This window comes from Jidongwangia harbinensis (assembly GCF_020216025.1).
In the GTDB taxonomy this organism is placed as follows: domain Bacteria; phylum Actinomycetota; class Actinomycetes; order Mycobacteriales; family Micromonosporaceae; genus Actinoplanes; species Actinoplanes harbinensis.
Genome location: NZ_JAIWNC010000003.1, coordinates 66224 through 91395, shown reverse-complemented (window position 1 = coordinate 91395; position 25172 = coordinate 66224). Strand labels below are relative to the sequence as shown.

The 25172-nt window shown below is 70.7% G+C and carries 26 protein-coding genes and 1 pseudogene; 19 read left to right on the top strand and 8 right to left on the bottom strand.

Going from position 1 to position 25172, the window contains the following annotated elements:
- Positions 1 to 17: 17 nt before the first annotated feature.
- From whiA to LDL48_RS05250, 6 genes are all read left to right on the top strand, one after another.
- A complete protein-coding gene (gene whiA / locus LDL48_RS05275) occupies positions 18 to 998 on the top strand; it encodes a DNA-binding protein WhiA (protein WP_225253852.1) in 981 nt (326 codons plus the stop codon).
- Positions 999 to 1340: 342 nt separating this feature from the next.
- Positions 1341 to 2336, top strand: coding sequence for a type I glyceraldehyde-3-phosphate dehydrogenase (gene gap, locus LDL48_RS05270; RefSeq protein ID WP_225253851.1), 996 nt, complete (start codon positions 1341 to 1343; stop codon positions 2334 to 2336).
- Between the two features lie 5 nt (positions 2337 to 2341).
- Positions 2342 to 3538 (top strand): phosphoglycerate kinase, encoded by a 1197-nt coding sequence (locus tag LDL48_RS05265; RefSeq protein ID WP_225253850.1) that lies wholly within the window; start codon positions 2342 to 2344, stop codon positions 3536 to 3538.
- Positions 3538 to 4329 carry a triose-phosphate isomerase gene (gene tpiA, locus LDL48_RS05260; RefSeq protein ID WP_225253849.1) on the top strand — a complete coding sequence of 264 codons (792 nt, stop codon included), beginning with the start codon at positions 3538 to 3540 and terminating at the stop codon, positions 4327 to 4329. Before LDL48_RS05265 ends, tpiA begins: the two co-directional genes overlap by 1 nt.
- Positions 4330 to 4419: 90 nt before the next feature.
- A complete protein-coding gene (gene secG / locus LDL48_RS05255; RefSeq protein ID WP_225253848.1) occupies positions 4420 to 4674 on the top strand; it encodes a preprotein translocase subunit SecG in 255 nt (84 codons plus the stop codon).
- 157 nt (positions 4675 to 4831) lie between these two features.
- Entirely contained in the window at positions 4832 to 5173 is a 342-nt protein-coding gene (locus LDL48_RS05250; RefSeq protein WP_225253847.1) for an RNA polymerase-binding protein RbpA, read from the top strand.
- Between the two features lie 16 nt (positions 5174 to 5189).
- Here the strand turns inward: LDL48_RS05250 and LDL48_RS05245 are convergent, their stop codons facing one another.
- The gene (locus LDL48_RS05245; protein WP_225253846.1) at positions 5190 to 5807 is read right to left on the bottom strand and encodes a GNAT family N-acetyltransferase; all 618 of its coding nucleotides are present in this window, start codon (positions 5805 to 5807) and stop codon (positions 5190 to 5192) included.
- A 235-nt stretch (positions 5808 to 6042) separates the two neighbouring features.
- Between LDL48_RS05245 and LDL48_RS05240 the strand changes: the two genes are divergently transcribed.
- Complete coding sequence (locus tag LDL48_RS05240) at positions 6043 to 6453, top strand: VOC family protein (protein WP_225253845.1); 411 nt, start codon at positions 6043 to 6045, stop codon at positions 6451 to 6453.
- Positions 6454 to 6553: 100 nt separating this feature from the next.
- Entirely contained in the window at positions 6554 to 6823 is a 270-nt protein-coding gene (gene fliQ, locus LDL48_RS05235; protein WP_225253844.1) for a flagellar biosynthesis protein FliQ, read from the top strand.
- A 54-nt stretch (positions 6824 to 6877) separates the two neighbouring features.
- On the opposite strand, the gene pgl is transcribed toward fliQ, so the two are convergent.
- From pgl to tkt, 5 genes are all read right to left on the bottom strand, one after another.
- Positions 6878 to 7648: a 6-phosphogluconolactonase gene (gene pgl / locus LDL48_RS05230; protein WP_225253843.1), complete on the bottom strand. Its 771-nt coding sequence runs from the start codon at positions 7646 to 7648 to the stop codon at positions 6878 to 6880.
- 68 nt (positions 7649 to 7716) lie between these two features.
- Positions 7717 to 8733 (bottom strand): glucose-6-phosphate dehydrogenase assembly protein OpcA, encoded by a 1017-nt coding sequence (locus tag LDL48_RS05225; RefSeq protein WP_225253842.1) that lies wholly within the window; start codon positions 8731 to 8733, stop codon positions 7717 to 7719.
- The gene (gene zwf / locus LDL48_RS05220) at positions 8730 to 10247 is read right to left on the bottom strand and encodes a glucose-6-phosphate dehydrogenase (RefSeq protein WP_372472057.1); all 1518 of its coding nucleotides are present in this window, start codon (positions 10245 to 10247) and stop codon (positions 8730 to 8732) included. The genes LDL48_RS05225 and zwf overlap by 4 nt, the downstream gene beginning before the upstream one ends.
- A 100-nt stretch (positions 10248 to 10347) precedes the next feature.
- On the bottom strand, positions 10348 to 11496 hold the full coding sequence (gene tal, locus LDL48_RS05215) for a transaldolase (protein ID WP_225253840.1): 1149 nt from the start codon (positions 11494 to 11496) through the stop codon (positions 10348 to 10350).
- 11 nt (positions 11497 to 11507) lie between these two features.
- Positions 11508 to 13637 (bottom strand): transketolase, encoded by a 2130-nt coding sequence (gene tkt, locus LDL48_RS05210; RefSeq protein WP_225253839.1) that lies wholly within the window; start codon positions 13635 to 13637, stop codon positions 11508 to 11510.
- A gap of 277 nt (positions 13638 to 13914) precedes the next feature.
- On the opposite strand from tkt, the gene LDL48_RS05205 reads away from it, so the two are divergent.
- From LDL48_RS05205 to LDL48_RS05195, 3 genes are all read left to right on the top strand, one after another.
- Positions 13915 to 14871: a heme o synthase gene (locus LDL48_RS05205; RefSeq protein WP_225254122.1), complete on the top strand. Its 957-nt coding sequence runs from the start codon at positions 13915 to 13917 to the stop codon at positions 14869 to 14871.
- 215 nt (positions 14872 to 15086) lie between these two features.
- Positions 15087 to 15380, top strand: coding sequence for a hypothetical protein (locus LDL48_RS05200; RefSeq protein ID WP_225253838.1), 294 nt, complete (start codon positions 15087 to 15089; stop codon positions 15378 to 15380).
- Positions 15381 to 15436: 56 nt separating this feature from the next.
- On the top strand, positions 15437 to 16363 hold the full coding sequence (locus tag LDL48_RS05195) for an ATP-grasp domain-containing protein (protein WP_225253837.1): 927 nt from the start codon (positions 15437 to 15439) through the stop codon (positions 16361 to 16363).
- Positions 16364 to 16440: 77 nt separating this feature from the next.
- Here the strand turns inward: LDL48_RS05195 and LDL48_RS05190 are convergent.
- Positions 16441 to 17265, bottom strand: a pseudogene (locus LDL48_RS05190) (DMT family transporter); the annotation flags it as partial.
- Positions 17266 to 17335: 70 nt separating this feature from the next.
- Between LDL48_RS05190 and LDL48_RS05185 the strand changes: the two are divergent.
- Positions 17336 to 17803, top strand: a complete 468-nt coding sequence (locus LDL48_RS05185) for an Lrp/AsnC family transcriptional regulator (RefSeq protein WP_225253836.1) — start codon at positions 17336 to 17338, stop codon at positions 17801 to 17803.
- Positions 17804 to 17812: 9 nt separating this feature from the next.
- Here LDL48_RS05185 and LDL48_RS05180 read toward each other — a convergent pair whose 3' ends face one another.
- Entirely contained in the window at positions 17813 to 18748 is a 936-nt protein-coding gene (locus LDL48_RS05180) for a COX15/CtaA family protein (protein ID WP_225253835.1), read from the bottom strand.
- Positions 18749 to 18828: 80 nt separating this feature from the next.
- Between LDL48_RS05180 and LDL48_RS05175 the strand changes: the two genes are divergently transcribed.
- Genes LDL48_RS05175 through sufU form a run of 7 tightly spaced genes read left to right on the top strand, consistent with a single transcriptional unit; the run spans position 18829 to position 24973 of the window.
- Positions 18829 to 19596, top strand: a complete 768-nt coding sequence (locus tag LDL48_RS05175) for a helix-turn-helix transcriptional regulator (RefSeq protein ID WP_372472041.1) — start codon at positions 18829 to 18831, stop codon at positions 19594 to 19596.
- Complete coding sequence (sufB, locus tag LDL48_RS05170) at positions 19593 to 21017, top strand: Fe-S cluster assembly protein SufB (protein WP_225253834.1); 1425 nt, start codon at positions 19593 to 19595, stop codon at positions 21015 to 21017. Before LDL48_RS05175 ends, sufB begins: the two co-directional genes overlap by 4 nt.
- Positions 21018 to 21065: 48 nt before the next feature.
- Positions 21066 to 22202, top strand: a complete 1137-nt coding sequence (sufD, locus tag LDL48_RS05165; protein ID WP_225253833.1) for a Fe-S cluster assembly protein SufD — start codon at positions 21066 to 21068, stop codon at positions 22200 to 22202.
- Positions 22199 to 22531 (top strand): non-heme iron oxygenase ferredoxin subunit, encoded by a 333-nt coding sequence (locus tag LDL48_RS05160; protein WP_225253832.1) that lies wholly within the window; start codon positions 22199 to 22201, stop codon positions 22529 to 22531. Before sufD ends, LDL48_RS05160 begins: the two co-directional genes overlap by 4 nt.
- The gene (gene sufC, locus LDL48_RS05155) at positions 22528 to 23298 is read left to right on the top strand and encodes a Fe-S cluster assembly ATPase SufC (RefSeq protein ID WP_225253831.1); all 771 of its coding nucleotides are present in this window, start codon (positions 22528 to 22530) and stop codon (positions 23296 to 23298) included. The genes LDL48_RS05160 and sufC overlap by 4 nt, the downstream gene beginning before the upstream one ends.
- Entirely contained in the window at positions 23295 to 24527 is a 1233-nt protein-coding gene (locus LDL48_RS05150) for a cysteine desulfurase (RefSeq protein ID WP_225253830.1), read from the top strand. Before sufC ends, LDL48_RS05150 begins: the two co-directional genes overlap by 4 nt.
- Complete coding sequence (gene sufU, locus LDL48_RS05145) at positions 24524 to 24973, top strand: Fe-S cluster assembly sulfur transfer protein SufU (protein WP_225254120.1); 450 nt, start codon at positions 24524 to 24526, stop codon at positions 24971 to 24973. The genes LDL48_RS05150 and sufU overlap by 4 nt, the downstream gene beginning before the upstream one ends.
- Positions 24974 to 25172 lie beyond the last annotated feature (199 nt).

Below are 25172 nucleotides of genomic sequence, written 5' to 3'. Positions count from 1 at the left end.
CATGAGGTGACACACGAATGGCGATGACGGCAGCGGTCAAGGACGAGCTGAGCCGGGTCGACGTGCCCAAGCCGTGCTGTCGCCGGGCGGAGATGGCGGCGCTGCTGCGCTTCGCCGGGGGCCTGCACATCGTGTCCGGCCGCGTCGTGGTCGAGGCTGAGCTGGACACCGGCGCGGTGGCGCGACGCCTGCGGCGGGAGATCGCCGAGGTGTACGGGTACCCCAGCGAGGTGCACGTCCTCGCGTCCGGCGGCCTGCGCAAGGGCAGCCACTACATCGTCCGCATCGTGAAGGACGGCGAGGCGCTGGCCCGGCAGACCGGCCTGCTCGACGTCCGTGGCCGCCCGGTCCGTGGCCTGCCGCCGCATGTGGTCTCCGCCAACGTCTGCTGTGCCGTGGCCGCCTGGCGCGGCGCGTTCATGGCGCACGGTTCGCTCACCGAACCCGGCCGCTCCAGCGCGCTGGAGATCACCTGCCCCGGCCCGGAGGCCGCGCTGGCGCTGCGCGGCGCCGCCCGCCGGATCGGCATCACCGCCAAGGAACGCGAGGTGCGCGGCGTGGACCGGGTGGTCATCAAGGACGGCGACGCGATCGCCGCGCTGCTCACCCGGATCGGCGCGCACTCCAGCGTGCTGGCCTGGGAGGAGCGGAGGGTACGCCGGGAAGTCCGCGCCACCGCGAACCGGCTCGCCAACTTCGACGACGCCAACCTGCGCCGCTCCGCCCGCGCCGCGGTGGCCGCCGCCGCCCGGGTCACCCGCGCGCTGGAGATCCTGGCCGACGAGGCCCCGAACCACCTCACCTCGGCCGGCCAACTGCGGCTCGAACACCGTCAGGCGTCCCTGGAGGAACTCGGCGCGCTGGCCGACCCGCCGCTCACCAAGGACGCGATCGCCGGCCGGATCCGCCGGCTGCTGGCGCTGGCCGACAAGCGGGCCCGCGACCTGGGCATCCCGGACACCGAGGCGGCCGTCACGCCCGAGATGATGGCCTGCTGACGGCCCGGGCCGGTGGGGCGGGCGGGGGTGTTGCGGTCGGGTGCGACGGACCCCCGTACCCCTGCCGTTGGATCTTGGAGCTGAGGTAACGGTGAGGTCGCGCCCCGCCGCCCACGGCGGGTTGGTCCTCGGCTAAGGTCGGTCTTGACGGCGACGGTGCCGGCAGCATGGCCGCCGCGCCGCGACGCCGCCAGGCCCGACCTTCCTGGTTCGGCGCGGCGACGGGTCGTTCGACCCTGGCACGCGGCGGCCGGACGACGCACAGCCGGCCCCCAGAGACGGTCGGCACACAGTCCTCCGCCGGTCGCAGAATCCGGCGGACCGAAACGAGGAGATCCACCTGTGACCATCCGGGTTGGCATCAACGGCTTCGGCCGTATCGGCCGCAACTTCTTCCGGGCGGTTCTCGCCTCCGGCGCCGACATCGAGATCGTCGGTGTCAACGACCTGACCGACAACGCCACGCTCGCCCACCTGCTGAAGTACGACAGCATCCTGGGCCGCCTGCCGCACGAGGTGAAGGCCACCGCCGACGAGATCACCGTCGGTGGCAAGACCTTCAAGGCGTTCGCCGAGCGTGACCCCGCCAACCTCGCCTGGGGTGACCTGGGCGCCGACGTCGTGATCGAGTCGACCGGCTTCTTCACCGACGCCACCAAGGCCAAGGCGCACGTCGACAACGGCGCGAAGAAGGTCATCATCTCGGCGCCGGCCAAGAACGAGGACATCACGATCGTGATGGGCGTCAACGACAACCTGTACGACGGCGCGAAGCACACGGTCATCTCGAACGCCTCCTGCACCACCAACTGCCTCGCGCCGATGGCGAAGGCCCTGCACGAGTCCGTCGGGATCGAAAAGGGTCTGATGACCACGATCCACGCGTACACCCAGGACCAGAACCTGCAGGACGGCCCGCACAAGGACCTGCGCCGGGCCCGCGCCGCCGCGCTCAACGTGGTGCCCACCTCGACCGGTGCGGCGAAGGCGATCGGCCTGGTCATGCCGGAGCTCAAGGGCAAGCTGGACGGCTTCGCGATGCGCGTGCCGATCCCGACCGGCTCGGCCACCGACCTGACCTTCACCGCGTCCCGCGAGACGTCGGTGGACGAGGTCAACGCCGCGGTCAAGGCCGCCGCGGACGGCCCGCTCAAGGGCTACCTGACCTACACCGAGGACCCGATCGTGTCGGCCGACATCGTCACCGACCCGGCGTCCTGCATCTTCGACGCCGGCCTCACCAAGGTGATCGGCAACCAGGTCAAGGTCGTCGGCTGGTACGACAACGAGTGGGGCTACTCGAACCGCCTCGTCGACCTGGTCAAGCTGGTCGGCTGACACACGTGAAGACTCTCGACGACCTGCTCGGCGAGGGTGTCTCGGGTCGGCGCGTGCTGGTGCGCGCCGACCTGAACGTCCCGTTCGACAAGAAACAGGCCGGCGTCATCACCGACGACGGCCGGATCCAGGCGGTGCTGCCGACCCTGGTGGCGCTCCGCGACGCGGGTGCCCGCGTCATCGTCTTCTCGCACCTCGGCCGTCCGAAGGGCGCGCCGGACCCGGCGTTCACCCTCGACCCGGTCGCCACCCGGATGGGCGAGCTGCTCGGCACGCCGGTGGTGTTCGCTTCGGACACCGTGGGCGAGTCCGCGTCGGACGCCGTGGCGGCGCTGCAGGACGGTCAGGTGCTCCTGCTGGAGAACCTGCGGTTCAACGCGGGGGAGACCGCGAAGGACGACGCCGCCCGCGCCGCGTTCGCCGCGCAGCTCGCGGCGTTCGGCGACGCCTACGTGGACGACGCGTTCGGTGCGGTGCACCGCAAGCACGCTTCGGTGTACGACGTGCCGGCCCTGCTGCCGCACTACGCCGGTGGGCTGGTGCTGCGCGAGGTCGAGGTGCTCAAGCGGGTCAGTGAGAGCCCGGAGCAGCCGTACGTGGTGGTGCTCGGCGGCTCCAAGGTCTCCGACAAGCTGGCCGTGATCCAGGCGCTGCTGCCGAAGGTCGACAAGCTGCTCGTCGGCGGCGGCATGTGCTTCACGTTCCTCAAGGCCCAGGGCCACGAGGTCGGCAAGTCGCTCCTCGAGGAGGAGATGATCGCGACCTGCGCGTCGCTGCTCGAGCAGGCGCAGGGCCGGATCGTGCTGCCCGTGGACGTGGTCGCGGCCACCTCGTTCGCCGCGGACGCCGAGCACGACGTGGTGGCCGCCTCGGACATCCCGGCCGACCGGCTCGGTCTGGACATCGGCCCCGAGTCGGTGGCGTTGTTCGCCGACGCCATCGGTTCCGCGAAGACGGTGTTCTGGAACGGCCCGATGGGCGTGTTCGAGTTGGCGCCGTTCGCCGCGGGCACCCGGGGCGTGGCCGAGGCGATCACCAAGATCGACGGCTTCTCGGTGGTCGGCGGCGGTGACTCCGCGGCGGCGGTGCGCACGCTCGGACTCGACGAGAGCGCGTTCGGGCACATCTCGACCGGTGGCGGTGCGTCGCTGGAATACCTGGAGGGCAAGACCCTCCCCGGCGTCGCGGCTCTGGAGAACTGATGGCTGACGAGACCCGCCGTCCGATCATGGCCGGCAACTGGAAGATGAACCTCAACCACCTCGAGGCCATCAACCTGGTGCAGAAGCTGGCGTTCAGCCTTACCGAGAAGCACCTCACCGACGTCGAGGTGGTCGTGCTGCCCCCGTTCACCGACCTGCGCAGCGTGCAGACCGCGGTGGACGGCGACAAACTGCAGATCCGGTACGGAGCGCAGGACATCTCGCAGCACAAGGGCGGCGCGTACACCGGGGAGATCTCCGGCGCCATGCTCGCGAAGCTGGGCTGCACCTACGTGGTGATCGGGCACTCCGAGCGCCGCGAGTACCACCGCGAGGACGACGCCCTGGTCAACGCGAAGATCAAGGCGGCGTTCGCGGTCGAGCTGACGCCGATCTTCTGCGTCGGCGAGGGCCTGGACATCCGCGAGGCAGGCGAGCAGGTCCCGCACGTGCTGGCGCAGGTCGACGCCGGCCTGGACGGCCTCAAGGCCGAGCAGGTCAAGCAGACCGTCATCGCGTACGAGCCGGTCTGGGCGATCGGCACCGGCAAGACCGCCACGCCCGAGGACGCGCAGGAAGTGTGCGGCGCGATCCGGGCCCGGCTGGTCGAGCGGTACGGCGCCGAGGTCGGCGACGCGGTCCGCATCCAGTACGGCGGTTCCGTGAAGTCGGGCAACATCGCCGCGATCATGGCGCAGCCCGACGTGGACGGTGCCCTGGTCGGCGGTGCCAGCCTGGACGCCGAGGAGTTCGCGAAGATCTGCCGATTCCCCGAGCACGTCGCCCGCTAGCGAGAACCCGGGTGGCCGCCCCGAGCGGTCACCCGGGTTCCGCTATTGTTGACGCGCTTGCTGTGCCCTTCGAGAGGAATGATCCGGACCATGCCGATCGGGTTCGCATACACGCTGGTCGTGTTGCTGATTGTCACGAGCATTCTCTTGACCCTGCTGGTCCTGCTGCACCGCGGCAAGGGCGGCGGCATGTCGAGCATGTTCGGCGGCGGTGTCACGTCCAGCCTGGCCGGTTCCTCGGTGGCCGAGAAGAACCTGGACCGCTACACGATCCTGGTGGGCATCGTGTGGTTCGCCTGCATCGTGGGCCTTGGTCTCTGGCTGAAGGTTCAGCAGGCGGGCTGACGTCAACCGGCTCGATTCCTCCTCGATCGAGCCTTCCTGAGGCGACTCGGGAGTCGTAAACTCTGCCGCGCGGTCCGGTCCACTACGGGTCGCGCGGTCGTGTTCTCTCACCGTTGCACGCCCCAATACCGCTCGGTTCCCGACAGGAGTGAACTCCGTGTCCAGTGGCAGTGCGATCCGCGGCAGCCGCGTCGGCTCCAGCCCGATGCGCCCCGACGAACGCAGCGAACCGGCCCCCCGTCGGGAGGTGACGTACTTCTGCGCCGGCGGCCACACCTCGGTGGTCCGCTTCGCCGCGGAAGCCGCCCTGCCGGACACCTGGGACTGCCCGCGCTGCGGCCAGCCGGCCGGCCTCGACGGCAACAACCCGCCCGGGAAGGTACGCGTCGAGCCCTACAAGTCGCACCTCGCGTACGTGAAGGAGCGCCGCTCCGACGCGGACGGCGCGGCGATCCTGGCCGAGGCGCTCGCCAAGGTCCGCCAGCGGCGCGGCGAGTAGCCCTCGCGGGTCCCGCTCAGCGGGTGGGCTCGGTGGTGCGGCCCAGGTAGAGGACGTTCGGGTTGCTCATCGGGATCTCGGTGAAGCCGAGCCGGCGATAGAACGCCAGCGCTCCGGTGTTGGACGGGGCCATGCCCAGGTGTACGCGGGCCGCGCCGGCCTTGCGTACCCCGGCCAGGAACGCGTCCATCAGACCGCGTCCCCACCCCTTGCCCTGCCAGTCCGGCAGCAGATCGATGTGCAGGTGTGCCGGGTAGTCGGCCAGCTCCGGCACGAGCATCCGTTCCGGGTACAGGTGCAGGCCCAGCATCACGTCGTCGGCCGTCACCGGCGGGTCGGCCGGCTCCGGGTAGCGGCCCGCGATCGCCGGGATCCACTCCGCCCGGTAGCGCCGGGTGAAGCCGGCCGTGTCCGCGGTGCCCAGGATGTAGCCGACCGGCGTGCCGGTGCCGTCGTCCAGCAGGTGCGCGTGCTGCGGCTCCAGCGTCACGTACGGCGCGGCGAAGACGTCACCCGGCAGCCGGTCGTCGAGATACTTGCCACGGGCGTCGGAACCACTGTCGGCGGTGCGCGCGCAAATGTCGTAGATCGCGTCGAGGTCGGCCGGGCGGTACGGGCGGATCGATGGCTGCACGCCTGGAAGTCTAGGGCGTGTTTCGGAGTGGGGGCCGGAGCGAGGCGAGGTCCAGGTGTCGGCTGGGTGTGCGGCGCGGGCGCCCGAATACCGGGGTTGTATTCGGGTGTTTGCGACGTGCGGCCAGCCGGCGGCTGGGCCACGCCGCAGCCCGTCTCCCACTCAGAAACACGCCCTCGGAGCCGCGCCGGTGTTCCGTGGACCCGCCGGGCCCGCCTGCTGCCAGGATGGGCCGATGAACTGGACTTTGGAAGTGGTAGTGGTTCCGGTCGCGGACGTGGACCGTGCCAAGGCGTTCTACGCCGACAAACTGGGCTTCAACGTCGACCACGACACGGTGATCAACGAGAACGTCCGGCTGGTGCAGCTGACCCCGCCCGGGTCGGGCTGTTCCGTGGTGATCGGCAAGGGCGCGGTGCCGGAGATGCCGCCCGGCTCGCTCAAGGGCCTGCAGCTGGTGGTGCCGGACATCCAGCAGGCGCACGCCGAGCTGACCGCCCGGGGTGTGGAGGTCAGCGAGGTGCGGGTGATGGGCGAGAACCCGCGGCCGGTGCCGGATCCGCTGGACAACGTCGGCTTCGTCTTCTTCGACGACCCCGACGGCAACGGCTGGGCGGTGCAGCAGATCTCCTCCCGCGCCGGGTGACCCCCGCGGGGTTGAGGGTTTCGGGGGGCTGAACCTGATGGCAACCGGGGCGCGTCTGTTCTGCACTCGGGGGCCGGCGTGATGTCCCGAAGAGGATGGCATGACTGACACGCAGATCGTGGAGCTGGGGCTGCAGGCGATGACCATTGCGGCGAAGATGAGCGCGCCGGTGTTGTTGACCGCGTTGTTGATCGGTTTCGCGATTTCGTTGTTCCAGTCGGTGACGCAGATTCAGGAGGCGACGCTGTCGTTCGTGCCGAAGGCGGTGGCGGTCGGGGTGGCGATCCTGGTCAGCGGCAACTGGATGTTGCACGAGATGATGACGTTCACGACGCAGTTGTTCGAGCGGGTTCCGGCCCTGCTGGGCTGACGCGCGACGACGGAAAAGGGCCGCCCACCGGGCGGCCCTTTTCCGTGTCCGGGGTCAGCGCAGGCTGCGCGCCCGCGGCGGGACCTTGGCCGCCGCGGGCCGGTCCAGCAGCCACAGCGTCCGGTCGGTCCCGGTGGCGCCGGCGGCGGGTAGTTGCCGCCACCCGGTGCCCTCGATCGCCATGCCCACCGGCGCCGCCTTGTCCGGGCCGGCCGCGATCAGCCAGACCTCCTCGGCGGTCTGGATGGTGGACATGGTGAGCGTGGTGCGTACCGGGGGCGGCTTCGGGCTGTTGTGCACCGCGGCCGTGGTGCCGGTCTCGTACGTCACCGGGTGCTCCGGGAACACCGACGCCACGTGCCCGTCCTCGCCGACGCCGAGCATCAGTACGTCGAAGTGGGGCAGTTCGGAGCTGCCCGGCTTCGCGGCGGCGGCCAGGTCCCGGGCGTACCGGGCGGCGGCCGCCTCCGGGTTGTCGCCGTCGGGGCCGTCGGAGGGCGGCATCGCGTGGATCCGGGCCGGGTCCAGCGGCAGCGCGTCGAGCAGCGCCTCCCGGGCCTGGGTCTCGTTGCGGTCCGGGTGGCCGGCGGGCAGGAAGCGCTCGTCACCCCACCACAGGTCGACGTGTGACCATTCGATCGCGTCGGATGCCGGCAGGTCCTTCACCGAGCGCAGCACCTTCGCGGCGATCCGGCCGCCGGTCAGCACCACGCTCGCCCAGCCACGCTGTGCCTGCGCATCAATGATCTTGACGACGAGGCGCGCCGCCACGGTAGAGGCCAGGATGTCGGCGTCGGGAACCACCACCACAACGGTTTCGCTCATGTCGTCTCCCAGCTCGGAACCGCCCACCACGACGGCGGACAACCCCGTTGATCTTAGGGACCGGGCGGTCAGGCCGCGCTGCCACCGGGGCCCGCGAACGCCCCGGTCTCGTCCCCGGCCCGGGCCGCCTGCGCCGGGTCCTTCCAGACGTGCACCCGCATGCTCGGCCGCTGCTCCAGACCGGTGACCCCGGCCATCGCGCCCAGCGCCTCGCCGTAGATCTGGTCCGGGTCGAGCCGCCGCAACTCCTCGGCCAGTTCGTCGCCGACCGGCCGCTTCGGCAGCGGCATGTAACGGTCCTCCTGGCCGGTACGGCTGAACAGCGCCGTGCCCTCCTCCCGGGTCACCGTCACGCAGTCCCCGTTGGCGCACTGCAGCTGCACCGACTTCATCCGCGGTGCCCGGTCGGTCGGCTCCCACGCCGGCTCGATGTGCAGGCGGGACTGCAGCCAGCCCTTCATCAGGGCGGCGGTGGGGTCGTTGGGCGGCGCCACGATCGTCGCACCGGTCACTCGTTCCTCGGTGGTGTCGAACGCGCCGGCGACCAGCGTGCGCCACAGCGTGATCCGGGTCCAGGTGAGGTCGGTGTCGCCGGGGGCGTAGTCGGCGGCCCGCTGCCGCAGGGCGGCGACCGGGTCCGGGGCGAGCGCCGAGTCGGTGATGCGACGGTCGGCGACCACGCCCAGGAAGTCGTTGGCGATCATGTCCGGCGGGGACTGGTGCCACCAGGTGACCACGGGTACGTCCGGCGCCAGCAGCGGCATGACCACGGACTCGGCGTGCAGCGCGAGCCGGCCGTACATCCGCATCACGACCGCCTCGGCCGGGCCCAGCCGGCCGCCCACCACGATCTCCGCGTCCAGGCGGCTGCGGCCCTCCAGGTCGGAGCGCACCACGATGAGCAGCCGGCACGGGTGCGCGGCGGCGGCGATGGTGGCGGCCGCCTCGGCCTCGCGTACCTTCTTCTCCTCGACCACCGCGACCAGCGTGAGCGCCAGCCCGCTGGCCACGCCGCCGGCGCTGCGCCGTTCGGCGGCGAGCGCCTTGACCACCTCGTTGCCGGTGGTGTCCCACAGCCCGATCATGCTCGCCTCCAGGCCCGGCCCTCGCGGGCCAGCATCTCGTCCGAGGCCCGCGGACCCCACTCACCGGCCCGGTACCGTTCCGGTCCGGTGCCCGCCCAGGCCTCCTCGAGCGGGTCGATCACCCGCCACGACTGCTCCACCTCGGCGGCGTCCGGGAACAGCGTGCGGTCGCCCACCAGCACGTCGAGCACGAGACGTTCGTACGCCTCCGGGCTGGACTCGGTGAACGCCTCGCCGTACTGGAAGTCCATCGCGATGTCCCGGACCTCCATCGTGGTGCCGGGCACCTTGGAGCCGAACTTCAGCACCACGCCCTCGTCCGGCTGCACCCGGATGACCAGCTGGTTGTTGCCGAGCATCTCCACGTCGGCCGGGTCGAACGGCAGGTGCGGCGCGCGCTTGAAGAGGATCGCGATCTCGGTCACCCGGCGCGGCATCCGCTTGCCCACGCGGACGAAGAACGGCACCCCGGCCCAGCGGCGGTTCTGGATGCCCAGGCGCACCGCCACGTACGTCTCGGTGGTGGACTCGGCCGGCACCCCCTTCTCCTCCAGGTAGCCCACCGCGCGCTCGCCGGCCACCCAGCCCTGCAGGTACTGCCCGCGGACCGAGCCCTCGGCGATGTTCTGCGGCAGGCTGATCGCCTTGAGCACCTTGAGTTTCTCGGCCCGGATCTCGTTCGGGTCGAAGCTCGTGGGTTCCTCCATGCCGACCAGCGCGAGCAACTGCAGCAGGTGGTTCTGCAGCACGTCGCGGGCGGCGCCGGCGGAGTCGTAGAACGCCGCCCGGGTGCCGATGCCGACGTCCTCGGCCATGGTGATCTGCACGCTGTCCACGTACTTCGAGTTCCACACCGGCTCGAACAGGCTGTTCGCGAAGCGCAGGGCCAGGATGTTCTGGACCGTCTCCTTGCCCAGGTAGTGATCGATCCGGAACACGTCCTGCGGGGTGAAGACCTCGTCGACCAGCTTGTTCAGCGCCATCGCGGTCTGCAGGTCGTTGCCGAACGGCTTCTCCACCACGACCCGGCGCCAGCCGCCGGACTTGGCGTTGTCCGCCATCCCGGTGCGGTTGAGCTGGTTGAGCACCAGCGGGAACGCGGCCGGCGGGATGGAGAAGTAGAACGCGGCGTTGCCCGCGATGCCGTTGCGTTCGCGCAGCTCGTCCAGGGTGCTGGCGAGCGTGTCGAACGCGGTGTCGTCGTCGAACGAGCCGGGAATGAACTGAAACTGGCTGGCCAGGCGCTGCCAGACGTCCTCCCGCCAGGGTGTGCGCGCGCCCTTCTTGGCGGCCTCGTACGCCAGCGACTCGAAGTCGCCGTCGCCCCAGTCGCGGCGGGCGAAGCCGAGGACCACGAAGCCCGGCGGCAGCAGCCCGCGGTTGGCGAGGTCGTACACGGCCGGGATCAGTTTCTTCCGGGACAGGTCGCCGGTGACGCCGAAGATGACCAGAGCGCACGGCTCCGGGATCCGGGGAAGTCGACGGTCCTGTGCGGTGCGCAGCGGATTACCCACGTGGTCCATCCTGCCAGCTTTTCGGTGTGGTGCAGGGTTACGTGCGAGACACGGCCGGCCCGCCACAGGGGCGGGCCGGCCGATGGTTGTCAGCTGCGGATCAGACGACGTCCTTGGCGGCGTCGCTGGGGTTGTCCTCGCCCCGGCCGGCGGCCTGCAGCGACTTCGCCATGCCCTCCAGCAGTTCCTTCCAGCTGGCCTCGAACTTGTCGACGCCCTCGGACTCCAGCACCTGGACCACGTCGTCGAAGTCCACGCCGACCGTGGCGAGGTCGGCCAGTACCTTGCGGGCCGACTCGTAGGCGCCGGTCACGGTGTCGCCACGGGTCTCTCCGTGGTCCGCGTACGCGGTGATGACCGACTCCGGCATGGTGTTCACCGTGCCGGGCGCGATCAGCTCCTCGACGTAGATGGTGTCCTTGAACTCCGGGCTCTTGGTGCCGGTGGACGCCCACAGCGGACGCTGCGGGTGCGCACCGGCGTCGGCCAGCGCCTGCCAGCGGTCGGAGGCGAAGACCTCGGTGTACGCCTCGTACGCGAGCTGGGCGTTGGCGATCGCCGCCTTGCCCTTCAGCGCCTTGGCCTCGTCACTGCCGATCTTGTCCAGCCGCTTGTCCGTCTCGGTGTCCACCCGGGAGACGAAGAACGACGCCACCGAGCCGATCTTGGTGAGGTCGTGCCCGTTCGCCTTCGCCTGCTCGAGGCCGGCCAGGAACGCGTCCATCACCTTGCGGTAGCGCTCCAGCGAGAAGATCAGCGTGACGTTGACGCTGATGCCCGCGGCCAGCGTCGCGGTGATCGCCGGCAGCCCGGCCTCGGTCGCCGGGATCTTGATGAACAGGTTCGGCCGGTCGACCAGCCACCACAGCGTCTTGGCCTCGGAGACGGTCTTGTCGGTCAGGTACGCCGACCGCGGGTCGACCTCGATGGACACCCGTCCGTCCACTCCGGCGGACGCGTCGTACGCCGGCCGCATCACGTCGCACGCCCAGCGCACGTCGAACGCGGTGAGCAGGCGGATCGCCTCCTCGACGGTGACGCCCTGGGTGGCCAGGTCCTTCAGCTGCTCGTCGTACGCGTCCGCGTCGGCCAGTGCCTTGGCGAAGATGGTCGGATTGGTGGTCACGCCGACCACGTGCTGCTCGCGGCGCATCTTGTCCAGCGAGCCGGACTGGAGCCGTACCCGGGAGAGATCGTCGAGCCAGACCGCCACACCTGCGGCGGAGAGCTCGGCCAGTCTGTCGGTCATCGCGATACCTCTCAGTTCCCGGTCGTGTGACCGGTGATTTCGCCGACCTTGGCGAGGACGGCGTTGGCCTTGGCCACCACGTTGTCCGCGGTGAACCCGAACTGCTGGAACAGGATGGGTGCCGGGGCGCTGGCGCCGTAGTGCTCGATGCTGACCGCCTCGCCGGCCTCGCCGAGCAGCCGGTCCCAGCTCATCCGCACACCGGCCTCGACGCTGACCCGCGCCTTGACCCCGCGCGGCAACACCTGCTGCTGGTACGAGGTGTCCTGCTCGAAGAACCACTCCTGGCACGGCATGGAGACCACCCGGGTGGGCGTGCCCTGCTCCTCCAGCCGCTCCTGGGCGACCAGGCAGTGCTGCAGCTCCGAGCCGGTGCCGATGAGGATCACCTTCGGCTCGCCGCCGGCCGCCTCGGAGACGATGTAACCGCCCTTGAGGACGCCCTCGGCGCTGGCGTACTTCGTGCGGTCGATGGTCGGGAGGTTCTGCCGGCTGAGCGCGAGCGCGGTCGGCCGGTCGGTGTGCTCCAGCGCGCCACGCCAGGCCCAGGCGGTCTCGTTGGCGTCGGCCGGGCGCACCACGTCCAGGCCGTGGATGGCCCGCAGTGCGGTGAGGTGCTCGATCGGCTGGTGCGTGGGACCGTCCTCGCCGAGGCCGATCGAGTCGTGCGTCCAGACGAACGTCACCGGCAGCTTCATCAGGGCGGCGAGCCGGACGGCGCCGCGCATGTAGTCGCTGAACACCAGGAACGTGCCGCCGTAGACCCGGGTGCCGCCGTGCAGCGCGATGCCGTTCATGATCGCGCCCATGCCGTGCTCACGGATGCCGAAGTGCAGCGTGCGGCCGTACTCGTGGCCCGGGAACGCCTTGGTGGCGTACTCGGTGGGGATGAACGACGGCTCGCCCTTCATCGTGGTGTTGTTGCTCTCCGCGAGGTCGGCCGAGCCGCCCCACAGCTCCGGCAGGACCGGCGCGAGGGCCTCCAGCACCTTGCCGGACGCGGCGCGGGTGGCGACCCCCTTGGCGTCGGCCGGGAACTCCGGCAGCGCGGCGAACCACTGGTCCGGCAGCGTCCGGGTGGACATCCGGTCGTACAGCTTGCGGGCCTCGTCGTTGGCCGCCGTCCAGGCGTCGAAGGCCTTGTCCCACTCGGCGTGCGCGGCGCGGCCGCGGCCGACCACCTCGCGGGCGTGTGCCAGCACCTTCTCGTCCACCTGGAAGTTCTGCTGCGGGTCGAAGCCGAGCAACTCCTTGGTGGCGGCGACCTCGTCGGCACCGAGCGCCGAGCCGTGGATCTTGCCGGTGTTTTGCTTGTTCGGCGCGGGCCAGCCGATGATGGTGCGCAGCACGATGAACGAGGGCCGCTCGGTCTCCGCCTTGGCGGCCAGCAGCGCGGCGTACAGCGCCTCCACGTCCTCGTGGTAGTCGCCCTGGTCGGCGTGGCCGGCGCGCCAGTCGACGGTCTGCACGTGCCAGCCGTACGCGGCGTACCGGGCCGCCACGTCCTCGTTCTTGGCGATCCGGGTGTCGTCCTCGATCGAGATCTCGTTGTCGTCGTAGATCAGCGTGAGGTTGCCCAGCTTCTGCACCGCGGCGATGGCGCTGGCCTCGTGGCTGACGCCCTCCTCGATGTCACCGTCCGACGCGATCGACCAGATGTAGTGGTCGAACGGGGAGGCACCGGGGTCACTCTCCGGATCGAACAGTCCGCGCTCGCGGCGGGCGGCCATCGCCATCCCGACCGCGTTGCCGACGCCCTGGCCGAGCGGGCCGGTGGTGGTCTCGACGCCCGGGGTGTGCCCGTGCTCGGGGTGACCCGGGGTGAGCGACTCCCACTGCCGCAGCGAGGCGAGGTCATCCAGGGTCAGGCCGTAGCCGGCCAGATACAGCTGGATGTAGAGGGTGAGGCTGGAGTGACCGCAGGAGAGCACGAAGCGGTCCCGGCCGGCCCAGTTGGGGTCCGTCGGGTCGTGCCGCATCACGCGGTTGAACAGCAGGTATGCGGCGGGTGCGAGGCTCATCGCGGTGCCGGGGTGACCGTTGCCGGCCTTCTCGACGGCATCCATCGCCAACACCCGGACGGTGTCGACCGCCCGCTTGTCGAGGTCGGACCAGTTCAGATCGGGATCATGGGCAGCCACGTCGTCGCGCTCCTCGGGGCCTGGTTAGCGGAACACTATGCAGTTGACCCTAGCGAGTAGCGGTAAACCCCCGTCGCCGGAACCGCGCAGGCCCATACGCTGAGAGCGGACGACGGTACGGGCCCCCCGGACCCGGATGTGACTCCCTGCACCGGTGACGGGTCGCCCGATCAGCCCCGTTGGCTGCGCGTAGTCTGTGCGAGCGTGCCGCCGGTGTCTGCCGGCAACGGCCGTTGTGCTGGTCCGTGCCGATGCCGGAAGGTGGCTGTCCGTGAGCATGATCACCGAGCGTCCCGTTCAGGGGCGGTCGCCGGGGCTTCGGCAAGCGGCCCCGCGAACGGCAGTCCGTTCGGCATCCCGCCGCGACATCGCGGGCGTGATCCGGGCGTACGTCTCGTTGACCAAGCCGCGGATCGTCGAGCTGCTCCTGGTCACCACGGTGCCGGCGATGATGGTCGCGGCGGGTGGCTGGCCGGATCTGGGCCTGGTCCTGATCGTGCTGGTCGGCGGTTCCCTGGCGGCCGGCGCGGCGAGCGCGCTGAACTGCTACATCGACCGCGACATCGACCAGCTGATGCGGCGGACGAAGCGGCGCCCGCTGCCCGCGCACTCGGTCACCCCGCGGGCGGTACTGATCTTCGGGCTCACCCTGGCGCTGATCTCGCTGATCCTGATGGCCGCGTTCACCAACTGGCTGGCGACCGCGATGACCGCCGCCGCGATCTTCTACTACGACGTCGTCTACACCCTCTGGCTCAAGCGCCGGACCCCGCAGAACACGTTCTGGGGCGGGGTCTGCGGCGCCGCGCCGGTGCTCATCGGCTGGGCCGCGGTGACCGGCTCGATCGCCCCGATGGGTTGGGCGCTTTTTGCGGTTGTGTTCTTTTGGCAGATGCCGCATTTCTACGCGCTTGCCATCAAATACAAGGACGACTACGCCCGGGCCGGCGTCCCGATGCTGCCGGTGGTGCGCTCGGCCGGCCGGGTGAACGGGGAGATCCTGCTGTTCACCGGGCTCACCGTGGTGGCGTCGCTGGCCGCCTGGCCGCTCGGGCTCGGCCCGATCTACGGCATCACCGCGCTGCTGACCGGTGCGCTGTTCACCTACGAGGCGGTCCGGCTGTACACCCGCTCCCGGCGCGGCAAGGTGGCGCAGCCGATGCGGTTGTTCCACGGCTCCGTCACGTACCTGACGATCCTGTTCATCGCGATCGCGGTCGACGCTCTGGTCTGACGGCCGCCGGTGGCCGGCATCACCCGTCCGGGGCGAGGCGCCGGTATCGGATGGGGGAGCGTCGATGCCTCTTTCGGGCGAACGTCGCCCACGTACAATTCGGACAATATCGTCCTATACCAATTTGATCGAAACTTAAACCTGCAGGTAATTGGCATCACAAAAGACCGTGATGGCTACTTGTCAGGGGTCTTCGTCTGCATACGCTTCGCGTCATGGCAGAAGGTTCCGATACGACACTGACCGCCGATATCAAGTCGTTCGCCGGCCGGCACGGCGGCGCGAAGGCGGTCATCGAGTACGTCGGCAAGCGGGGCGCGCGCATCGTCCTGGTCGGCGAGGACGGCGAGTGGTCCGACCAGTTCGCCGACGGCACTGACGTGGCTCGGCAGGCGTGCGAGGGCGCGGGCGTGGAAGTGGAGAACGCGTGGGAGCGCGAACTCATGGAGCAGATGCGGCCCAGTAACGACCTGTGGCGGTCGATGGCGCGGCGCAGCATGGCGCGCTGACCGAGGCCGCCGGAAAATCACCTGGAACCCGGCCGGCCGGCCGATACGGTCCCCTCATGACTCGAGCACCATCCGACCCTGCGACCCGGGAGCAATCCCGGGTCGCTCTCGTCACCAGCGACCTCTTCCCCGACCTGTGGCTGGACGACCATCCGCTGCGGGACGCGATCCGCGAGCGCGGCGTGCGGGTGGACGCGGTCCGCTGGGACGACCCGGACGCCGACTGGGACGCCTACGACCTGGCGGTGATCCGGTCGCCCTGGGACTATCCGGCGCGGCGGGACGAGTTCGTCGCCTGGGCGCACCGGGTGCCCCGGCTGGCGAACCCGGCGGATGTGATCGAGTGGAACACCGACAAGCACTACCTGCGCGATCTGGCCGCGGCCGGCCTGCCGGTCACCCCGACCGCGTTCGTCACCCCGGGTACGCGGTGGACGCCGCCGCCCGCCGGCGAGTGGGTCATCAAACCCACGATCAGCGTCAACAGCCAGGACACCGGGCGGTACCGGCTGCCCGAGCAGAGTGACCTGGCCGCCGCGCACGTGGCCCGGCTCGCCGCCGCCGGGCGGGACACGATGATCCAGCCGTACCTGTCGGCGGTGGACACCGCGGGGGAGACCGCCGTGCTGTGCCTGCCCGACTCCGACGGGCGGCTCGCCTACAGTCACGGCATCCGCAAGGGGCCGCTGCTCACCGGTCCGGATTCCGGTGAGTTCGACCCCCGGGAGACCCGCGAGGAGATCAGCGCGCGGACGCCCACCCCGGCGGAGCTGTCCACCGCGGCGCGGGTGCTGGCGGCCGTGCCGGGCGGCGCGGACCGCCTGCTGTACGCACGGGTGGACCTGATCCCCGGACCGGACGGCGAGCCGATGCTGGTCGAGCTGGAGCTGGCCGAGCCGTCGCTGTTCCTGCTGCACGCACCGGGTTCCGCCGAGCGCCTGGCGGACGCCGTCGTGGCGCGCCTGGGCTCCCGCCGCGGATAGGCGCGCACCGGCGACCCGGTGTGCGCCGGGAGCGCCGGTCGCCGCCGGCCGAGCATCTCGGTGGCGTTGAGGGCGATGCCGGCCAGGACGGCGAGCCCGCCGGCCACCTGTCCGGCGCCCACCGGGTCGCCGAACGCCGCCGCTCCGAGGACCACGCCGACCAGCGGCTCGAGATTGAGGAACGCGCCCGCGACCTCCGGCGAGACCCGGGCCTGTGCCCAGGCGAACAACGTGAACGGCAGCAACGTCCCGCCGACCGCCAGCCCGGCCATCGCGGCGGTGGGCAGCAGGCCGGGAACCGTGGCCGGTACGCCCTCGGTCAGCAGCGCGGCGGGGAGGGCCGCCGCCGCGCCGGCCGTCAGCTGTACCGCGGTGAGCGCGACCGGGTCGCGTCCGGCGAGCATCCGCGGCTGGGCCACCAGGAACGCCGCGGCCAGCAGCAGCGACGCGAACACCAGGGCGTCGCCGCCGACCGACGACCCGCCACCGCCGTGCCCGCCGATCACCGCCACCCCGGCCAGCGCGACCGCGAAGCCCAGCCAGGACGGGACGCCGACCCGGGCCCGGCCCAGGGCCACGGTGCCGAGCGCGACCAGGACCGGCGTGGTGCCGACCAGCAGGGCCGCGTGGCTGACGCTGGTCCGGGCGATGCCGGCGTTCTGCAGCACGATCACCGCGCCGTACCCGATCGCGCCCCAGGCCAGCGTGGCCGGTGCGACCGCGGCACGCAGGTGCCGGCGCCCCCACCAGGCGAGGGGTGCCGCGGCCAGGGTGAACCGGGCCACGGTGAGCCAGGCCGGGTCCCAGCCGGCCAGCGCGACCTTGGTGAGCGGGACGGTGGTGCCCCACAGCAGGCCGGAGGCGACCAGGGCGAGCAGGGTGGAACGACGATCGGTACGCATGGGGTCGATGCTCCACGGTTCTGGCGATCGTGAGATCCATGGAGCGATCGGCTGAACTATATTCAGCAGAATGGCGGTGAAGCTTGATGAAGTTGACCTAATCCTGCTCCGCGAGCTGCAGGAGGATGCCGACCGGACCAACGTCGACCTGGCCCGGCTGGTCGGCCTGTCGCCGGCCGGCACGCTCAACCGGGTACGCCGGCTCAAGGAGTCCGGGGTCGTCCGCCGGATCACCGCCCGGCTGGATCCGGCGAAGGCGGGCTTTCCACTGCAGGTCTACGTGTCGGTGACGCTCGCCCGGCACGAGCCGCGGGCCAGCAAGGGCTTCGAGGACGCGGTGCGCGCCATGCCGCAGATCATCTCGGCGGACTGGGTGGCCGGCGAGATCGACGTGATGCTGCTGGTGGTGGCACGGGACGTGGCGGAGCTGCAACAGGTGCTGGTGCGGCTGTCCACCCGCGGCGCGCAGCGGCTCACCACGCTGCTGCGGCTGGAGGAGCTGAAACCGGCGTCCCCGCTGCCGGTGGCGCCGCGGTGACCGGTCCGGTCAGCGCGCCGCGGCGACCGGCTGCGGGGACGCCGGCGTGGCGTCCGAGGGCGGCTCCGGATCCGCGACGGCCGGGCGTACCCGCAGGCTGCGCAGCGCGGCCAGGGTGGCGATCCAGACCAGCGCGGCGCCCAGCATGTGTGCGCCCACCAGCAGCACCGGCAACTGGGTGAAGTACTGCACGAACCCGATCAGGCCCTGGCCGAGTTCCACCAGGACCAGTACCCCGGCGGCCCGGACCGCGGCGGCCGGCGCGCCCACCGCACGCAGCGCGAACCACAGCGCCACCGACAGGCCGATCAGCAGGAACACCAGGTCGGCATGCGCCTGCGAGACGGTGGCCGGGTCCAGGCCGTTGCGCTTGGCGTCCGCGTCGCCGGCGTGCGGGCCGCTGCCGGTGACGACCACCCCGAGCACGATCACCGCGGCGCTGACCAGGGCGGTCAGGCGGGCCAGCGTACGCAGCGGGCCGGGCACCAGCGACCGGGCCGGGCCGTCGCCCTCGCCGGCGCGTTTCCAGAGGGCGTACGCGCCGGCGACCAGCGCCATGGAGAGCAGGAAGTGCAGCCCGACCACCCACGGATTGAGGTCGGTGAGGACCGTGATGCCGCCGATCACGCCCTGGCCGGGGATGCCCAGCCCGACCGCGAGCGCCAGCAGCACCAGTGACCGCCGGCGGGGCCGTTCGCGCAGCGCCGCCACGAAGCAGGCCAGCGCGATGGCGGCCAGCACGAAAGTGAGCAGCCGGTTGCCGAACTCGATCACGCCGTGCACGCCCATCTCGGCGGTCGTGGTGTACGACGTCTCGGTGCACCGCGGCCAGGTCGGGCAGCCCAGGCCGGACTTGGTGAGCCGGACCGCTGCGCCGGTGACGATCAGGGCGGCGTTGGCCACCAGGGACGCGAACGCCAGCGGGCGCAGCAGAGAACGCTTCACCCCGGTGATGGTACGGCCGTGTCGTGGATCACCGGCACGCCGGTTTGCGGGTGCCCCCGGAAATACGTAACGTTGCCGTAGTGAAATACGAGGTGCTGTCCCGGAGTGGTGTGGTGGCGAATGCCGCCGCCCCGGACGGGCGCACCCGGGACCGGGTCGCCCAGCTCCTGCTGGAGCGCGGCGCGGCCACCGCGGCCGAACTCGGCGCGCAGCTCGGGCTCAGCCCCGCGGCCATCCGCAAGCACCTCGACGCCATGCTCGCCGACAACCTGGTCGAGGTCCGCGACGCCCGCACCACCGGTCCGCGCGGCCGGGGCCGCCCGGCCAAGGCGTTCGTGCTCACCGCCGCGGCCCGCGAGGGCTTTCCGCACTTCTACGACGGCATCGCCACCGCCGCCCTGCGCTGGATCGCCGAGCGCGGCGGCGACCAGGCGGTCGGCGAGTTCGCCGCCGCTCAGGTCTCCGCGCTGGAGGAGCGCTGCCGGGCCGCCATGCGGTCGGCCGGCGACGACCCGATCGCCCGGGCGGAGGCGCTCGCCGAGGCGCTGACCGCCGAGGGCTACGCTGCCAACGCGACCGCGATCGCGTCCGGCGGGCAGCTGTGCCAGCACCACTGCCCGGTGGCGCACGTGGCCGCCGAGTTCCCCCAGCTGTGCGACGCCGAGACCGCGGTCATCTCGCGGCTCATCGGCACCCACGTGCAGCGTCTCGCCACCATCGCGCACGGCGACGGGGTGTGCACCACGCACATCCCGGGACCGGCACCCGTCCGACCGCCCCACCCGCCGCCCAAGGCCGGACTGAAGGCCGGACTCAACGCCGCAACCACGGTTAGGACACAGATATGACCGACCAGATCGTCACCACTCAGGAAGAGCACCTCGCCGCCCTGGGCAAGTACGAATACGGCTGGGCCGACGCCGACACCGCCGGGGCGACCGCCCAGCGCGGACTGTCCGAGGCCGTGGTGCGCAACATCTCCGCGCTGAAGAGCGAACCGCAGTGGATGCTCGATCTGCGGCTCAAGGGCCTGCGCCTGTTCGACCGCAAGCCCATGCCGAACTGGGGCGCCGACCTCACCGGCATCGACTTCCAGAACATCAAGTACTTCGTGCGCTCCACCGAGAAGCAGGCGGCCTCCTGGGACGACCTGCCGGCGGACATCAAGAACACGTACGACAAGCTCGGCATCCCCGAGGCGGAGAAGCAGCGCCTGGTCTCCGGCGTGGCCGCCCAGTACGAGTCCGAGGTCGTCTACCACAAGATCCGCGAGGACCTCGAGGAGCAGGGCGTCCTGTTCCTGGACACCGACACGGCCCTCAAGGAGCACGAGGACATCTTCAAGGAGTACTTCGGCACGGTCATCCCGGTCGGCGACAACAAGTTCGCCGCGCTGAACACCAGCGTGTGGTCGGGTGGCTCGTTCATCTACGTGCCGAAGGGCGTGCACGTCGACATCCCGCTGCAGGCCTACTTCCGGATCAACACGGAGAACATGGGCCAGTTCGAGCGGACCCTGATCATCGTCGACGAGGGCGCGTACGTGCACTACGTCGAGGGCTGCACCGCGCCGATCTACTCGTCCGACTCGCTGCACTCGGCGGTCGTCGAGATCATCGTCAAGAAGAACGCCCGCTGCCGGTACACCACCATCCAGAACTGGTCGAACAACGTCTACAACCTGGTCACCAAGCGCGCCACCTGCGAAGAGGGCGCGACCATGGAGTGGGTGGACGGCAACATCGGTTCCAAGGTGACGATGAAGTACCCGGCCGTCTACATGACCGGCGCGCACGCCAAGGGCGAGGTGCTCTCGGTCGCGATGGCCGGCGAGGGCCAGCACCAGGACGCCGGCGCCAAGATGGTGCACGCCGCGCCGCACACCTCCTCGACGATCATCTCGAAGTCGATCGCCCGGGGCGGCGGCCGCACCTCGTACCGCGGCCTGGTGCAGGTCATGGAGGGCTCGCACCACAGCGCCAGCACGGTCAAGTGCGACGCGCTGCTGGTCGACACCATCTCCCGCTCGGACACCTACCCGTACGTCGACATCCGCGAGGACGACGTCGCGATGGGTCACGAGGCGACCGTGTCCAAGATCAGCGACGATCAGCTCTTCTACCTGATGAGCCGCGGCCTGACCGAGGACGAGGCCATGGCGATGATCGTGCGTGGCTTCATCGAGCCGATCGCCAAGGAACTCCCGATGGAGTACGCGCTCGAGCTGAACCGTCTCATCGAACTCCAGATGGAGGGCGCAGTCGGCTGACGACTGTCCTCCCCGGGCCTTCCTGCACACCCTGAGAACAAGGACGAGATGACTACCGAGGCCATGGCACCCCCGAGCACCAAGTCGCAGGTGCTGCGTTCCTTCGACGTCACCGACTTCCCGGCCCTGAACGGCCTGGAGGAGGAGTGGCGCTTCACCCCGCTCAAGCGGCTGCGGGAGCTGGTCACCGCGACCGGCGGCACCGGCAAGCAGGTCGGCGTGGACTACGCCAACCTGCCGGCCGGCGTGACCGCGCGGCAGGTCGACGCGGCCTCGGTGGAGAACGTGCTCACCCCGTTCGACCGGATCAGCGCGCTGGCGTACGGCGCGGCGACCGACGTCACCCTCATCGAGGTGGCCGAGGACGCGGTGCCGGACGCGCCGGCGCTGGTCCGGGTGACCGGGCAGGGCACCGACGCCGCCTCGTACGCGCGCACCTTCGTCAAGGTCGGGCGCTTCGCCAACGCCGTTCTGGTGATCGAGCAGCTGGGCTCCGCCACGCTGGCCGACAACCTGGAGGTCACGGTCGCCGACGGTGCCCAGCTCACCCTGGTCACCATTGCGAACTGGGCGGACGACGCGGTGCAGGCCCAGCACGTCAAACTGCGGGTCGGGCGGGACGCGAAGGTCACCCACGTGCAGGTGGCGCTCGGCGGGGATCTGGTACGCCAGTTCACCAGCGTCGAGTACGCCGGCCGCGGTGGCGACGCCGAGCTGTACGGCCTGTACTTCGCGGACGCCGGCCAGCACTTCGAGCACCGCCAGCTGGTCGACCACGGCGTGCCGGACTGCCGCAGCTACGTCGGTTACCGCGGCGCGCTGCAGGGCCGGTCCGCGCACACCGTCTGGGTGGGCGACGTGCACATCCGGGCCGCCGCCACCGGCACCGAGACGTACGAGATCAACCGGAACCTGCTGCTCACCGACGGAGCGCGCGCCGACTCGGTGCCGAACCTGGAGATCGAGACCGGTGAGGTCGCGGGCGCCGGGCACGCCAGCGCCACCGGCCGGTTCGACGACGAGCAGCTGTTCTATCTGATGGCCCGCGGCATCCCCGAGGGCGAGGCCCGCAAGCTCGTGGTCCGTGGCTTCTTCGCGGAGCTGATCAACAAGATCCCGGTCGAGGAGCTGCGCGAGCGCCTGGGCGACGCGATCGAGGCCCGGCTGGTGAAGGCGGGCTCATGAGCTTCGAGCGGGTCGGGCCGGCGGGTGACGTCGGCAAGGGCAGCGTGATCACCACCGAGGTCGGCGGCGTCGACATCGCGATCGTGCACGCCGACGACGACAACTTCTACGCCGTCCGGGACGAGTGCAGCCACGCGGCGATCGCGCTCTCCGAGGGCGAGGTCGACGGCTGCACGCTCGAGTGCTGGCTGCACGGCTCGCGCTTCGACCTGCGTACCGGCGAACCCAGCGGCCTTCCCGCCACCGAACCGGTGGCGACCTTCCCCGTCGAGATCCGCGACGGCGACATCTACGTCTCTTCGACCCCGAGCAATGGAGTTATGCCGTGAGCACCCTGGAGATCCACGACCTGCAGGTGTCGGTCAAGCTGCCCGACGGGCAGCTCAAGCCGATCCTGGCCGGCGTCGACCTGACCGTGAAGGCGGGCGAGACGCACGCCATCATGGGCCCCAACGGCTCCGGCAAGTCCACCCTGGCCTACTCCATCGCCGGCCACCCGAAGTACGAGATCACCGGCGGCACGGTCACGCTGGACGGCGACGACGTGCTGGCGATGACCGTCGACGAGCGTGCCCGGGCCGGTCTGTTCCTGGCCATGCAGTACCCGGTCGAGGTCCCCGGCGTCTCGGTGGCGAACTTCCTGCGTACCGCGAAGACCGCGATCGACGGCGAGGCGCCGAAGCTGCGCACCTGGGCCGGCGAGCTGCGCGGCGCCATGGAGAAGCTGCACATGGACCCGGCGTTCGCCCAGCGCAACGTCAACGAGGGCTTCTCCGGCGGCGAGAAGAAGCGGCACGAGATCATGCAGCTCGAACTGCTCAAGCCGAAGGTCGCGATCCTCGACGAGACCGACTCCGGCCTGGACATCGACGCCCTGCGGGTGGTCAGCGAGGGCGTCAACCGGGTACGCGAGACCGGCGACACCGGCCTGCTGCTGATCACCCACTACACCCGGATCCTGCGCTACATCAAGCCGGACTTCGTGCACGTCTTCGTGGCCGGCAAGATCGTCCGCCAGGGTGGCCCGGAGCTGGCCGAGCAGCTGGAGACGTCCGGCTACGCCGAGTTCGTGGAGAAGGCGGGCGCTACGGCATGAGTTCCTTCGACGTCGCCAGGGTCCGTGCGGACTTCCCGATCCTGGGCCGGGAGATCAACGGGCATCCGCTGGTCTACCTGGACAGCGCCAACACCTCGCAGAAGCCGGTGCAGGTGCTCGACGTCATGCGCGCGCACGCCGAACAGCACAACGCCAACGTCTCGCGCTCGGTGCACACGCTGGGCACCGAGTCGACCGCCGCGTACGAGGACGCCCGCGCCAAGGTCGCCACGTTCATCGGCGCCGCGTCGCCGGACGAGGTCGTGTTCACCAAGAACTCCACCGAGGCGCTCAACCTGGTGGCGCACTCCGCGGGCGAGATGCTTGGCGTCGGGCCGGGCGACGAGATCGTCATCTCCGAGATGGAGCACCACTCCAACATCGTCCCGTGGCAGCTGCTGTGCCGGCGTACCGGCGCGACGCTGCGCTGGTTCGGCGTCACCGACGACGGCCGGCTCGACGAGTCGACGCTGGACGAGCTGGTCAACGAGCGCACGAAGATCGTTTCGCTGGTGCACATGTCGAACATCCTCGGCACGATCAACGACGTGTCGCGGATCGTCGCCCGGGCTCACCAGGTCGGCGCGCTGGTGCTGCTGGACTGCTCGCAGTCCGTACCCCATCTGCCCCTCTCGGTCTCCGCGCTCGGCGCCGACTTCATCGCGTTCACCGGGCACAAGATGGTCGGCCCCACCGGCATCGGCGTGCTCTGGGGGCGGGGCGCGGTGCTGGCCGACCTGCCGCCGTTCCTCGGCGGCGGTTCGATGATCGAGACGGTCACGCTGGAACACACCACGTTCGCGGCGCCGCCGGCCCGCTTCGAGGCCGGCACGCCGCCGATCACCGAGGCGATCGGCCTGGGCGCGGCGGTCGACTACCTGTCCGCGATCGGCATGGACGAGATCCACCGGCACGAACAGGAGATCACCGGGTACGCGCTGAAGACGCTCGCCGACCTGCCCGGTGTGCGGGTGTTCGGCCTCGGCACCCCGGAGGGGCGCGGCGGCACGGTGTCGTTCGACGTGGACGGCATCCACCCGCACGACGTCGGGCAGATTCTGGACGATCTCGGTGTTCAGGTGAGAGTGGGTCACCACTGCGCCCGGCCGGTGTGTGCGCGGTTCGGCGTGGCGGCGATGACCCGGGCGTCGTTCTACCTGTACACGACGACCGACGAGATCGACGCGCTGGCGCGCGGCATCGAGCAGGTGCGGAGGGTGTTCGGCTGATGATGGACCAGCTCTACCAGGAGATCATCCTGGACCATTACAAGCACCCGCACGGGCGCGGGCTGCGTTCGCCGTTCGGCGGCGAGGCACACCACGTGAACCCCACCTGCGGCGACGAGATCACCATCCGGGTCACCACCGATCTCTCCGACATCTCGTACGACGGCATGGGCTGCTCGATCAGCCAGGCGTCCGCGTCCGTGCTGCACGACCAGCTCACCGGCCTCGACCCGGCCGCCGCGTTCCGCGTACACGAGGCTTTCGTGGAGCTGATGCAGGGCCGCGGCCAGGTCGAGCCCGACGAGGACGTCCTCGGTGACGCGGTGGCCTTCGCCGGCGTGGCGCGCTACCCGGCCCGGGTCAAGTGCGCGCTGCTGCCGTGGATGGCGTTCAAGGACGCCGCGGTGCGCGCCGGCGTCGGCGTGAGCCCCGAGGTGACGGCGTGATCGTCCGCAGTGCAGCGAAGCCAGGGCCGGAAGGCCACGCCGAAGGAGACATCGCATGACCGACAGGACCATCGAAGAGATCGCTTCCGACGCGGCCGCGACCGCGGGTCCGGACGACGCGACGTCGCCCGAGGTCGATGTGGCCCGTCCCAACGATGCGGCTGGGTCTGCGGCGCCGGCCGGTGCGGGTTCCGCCGAG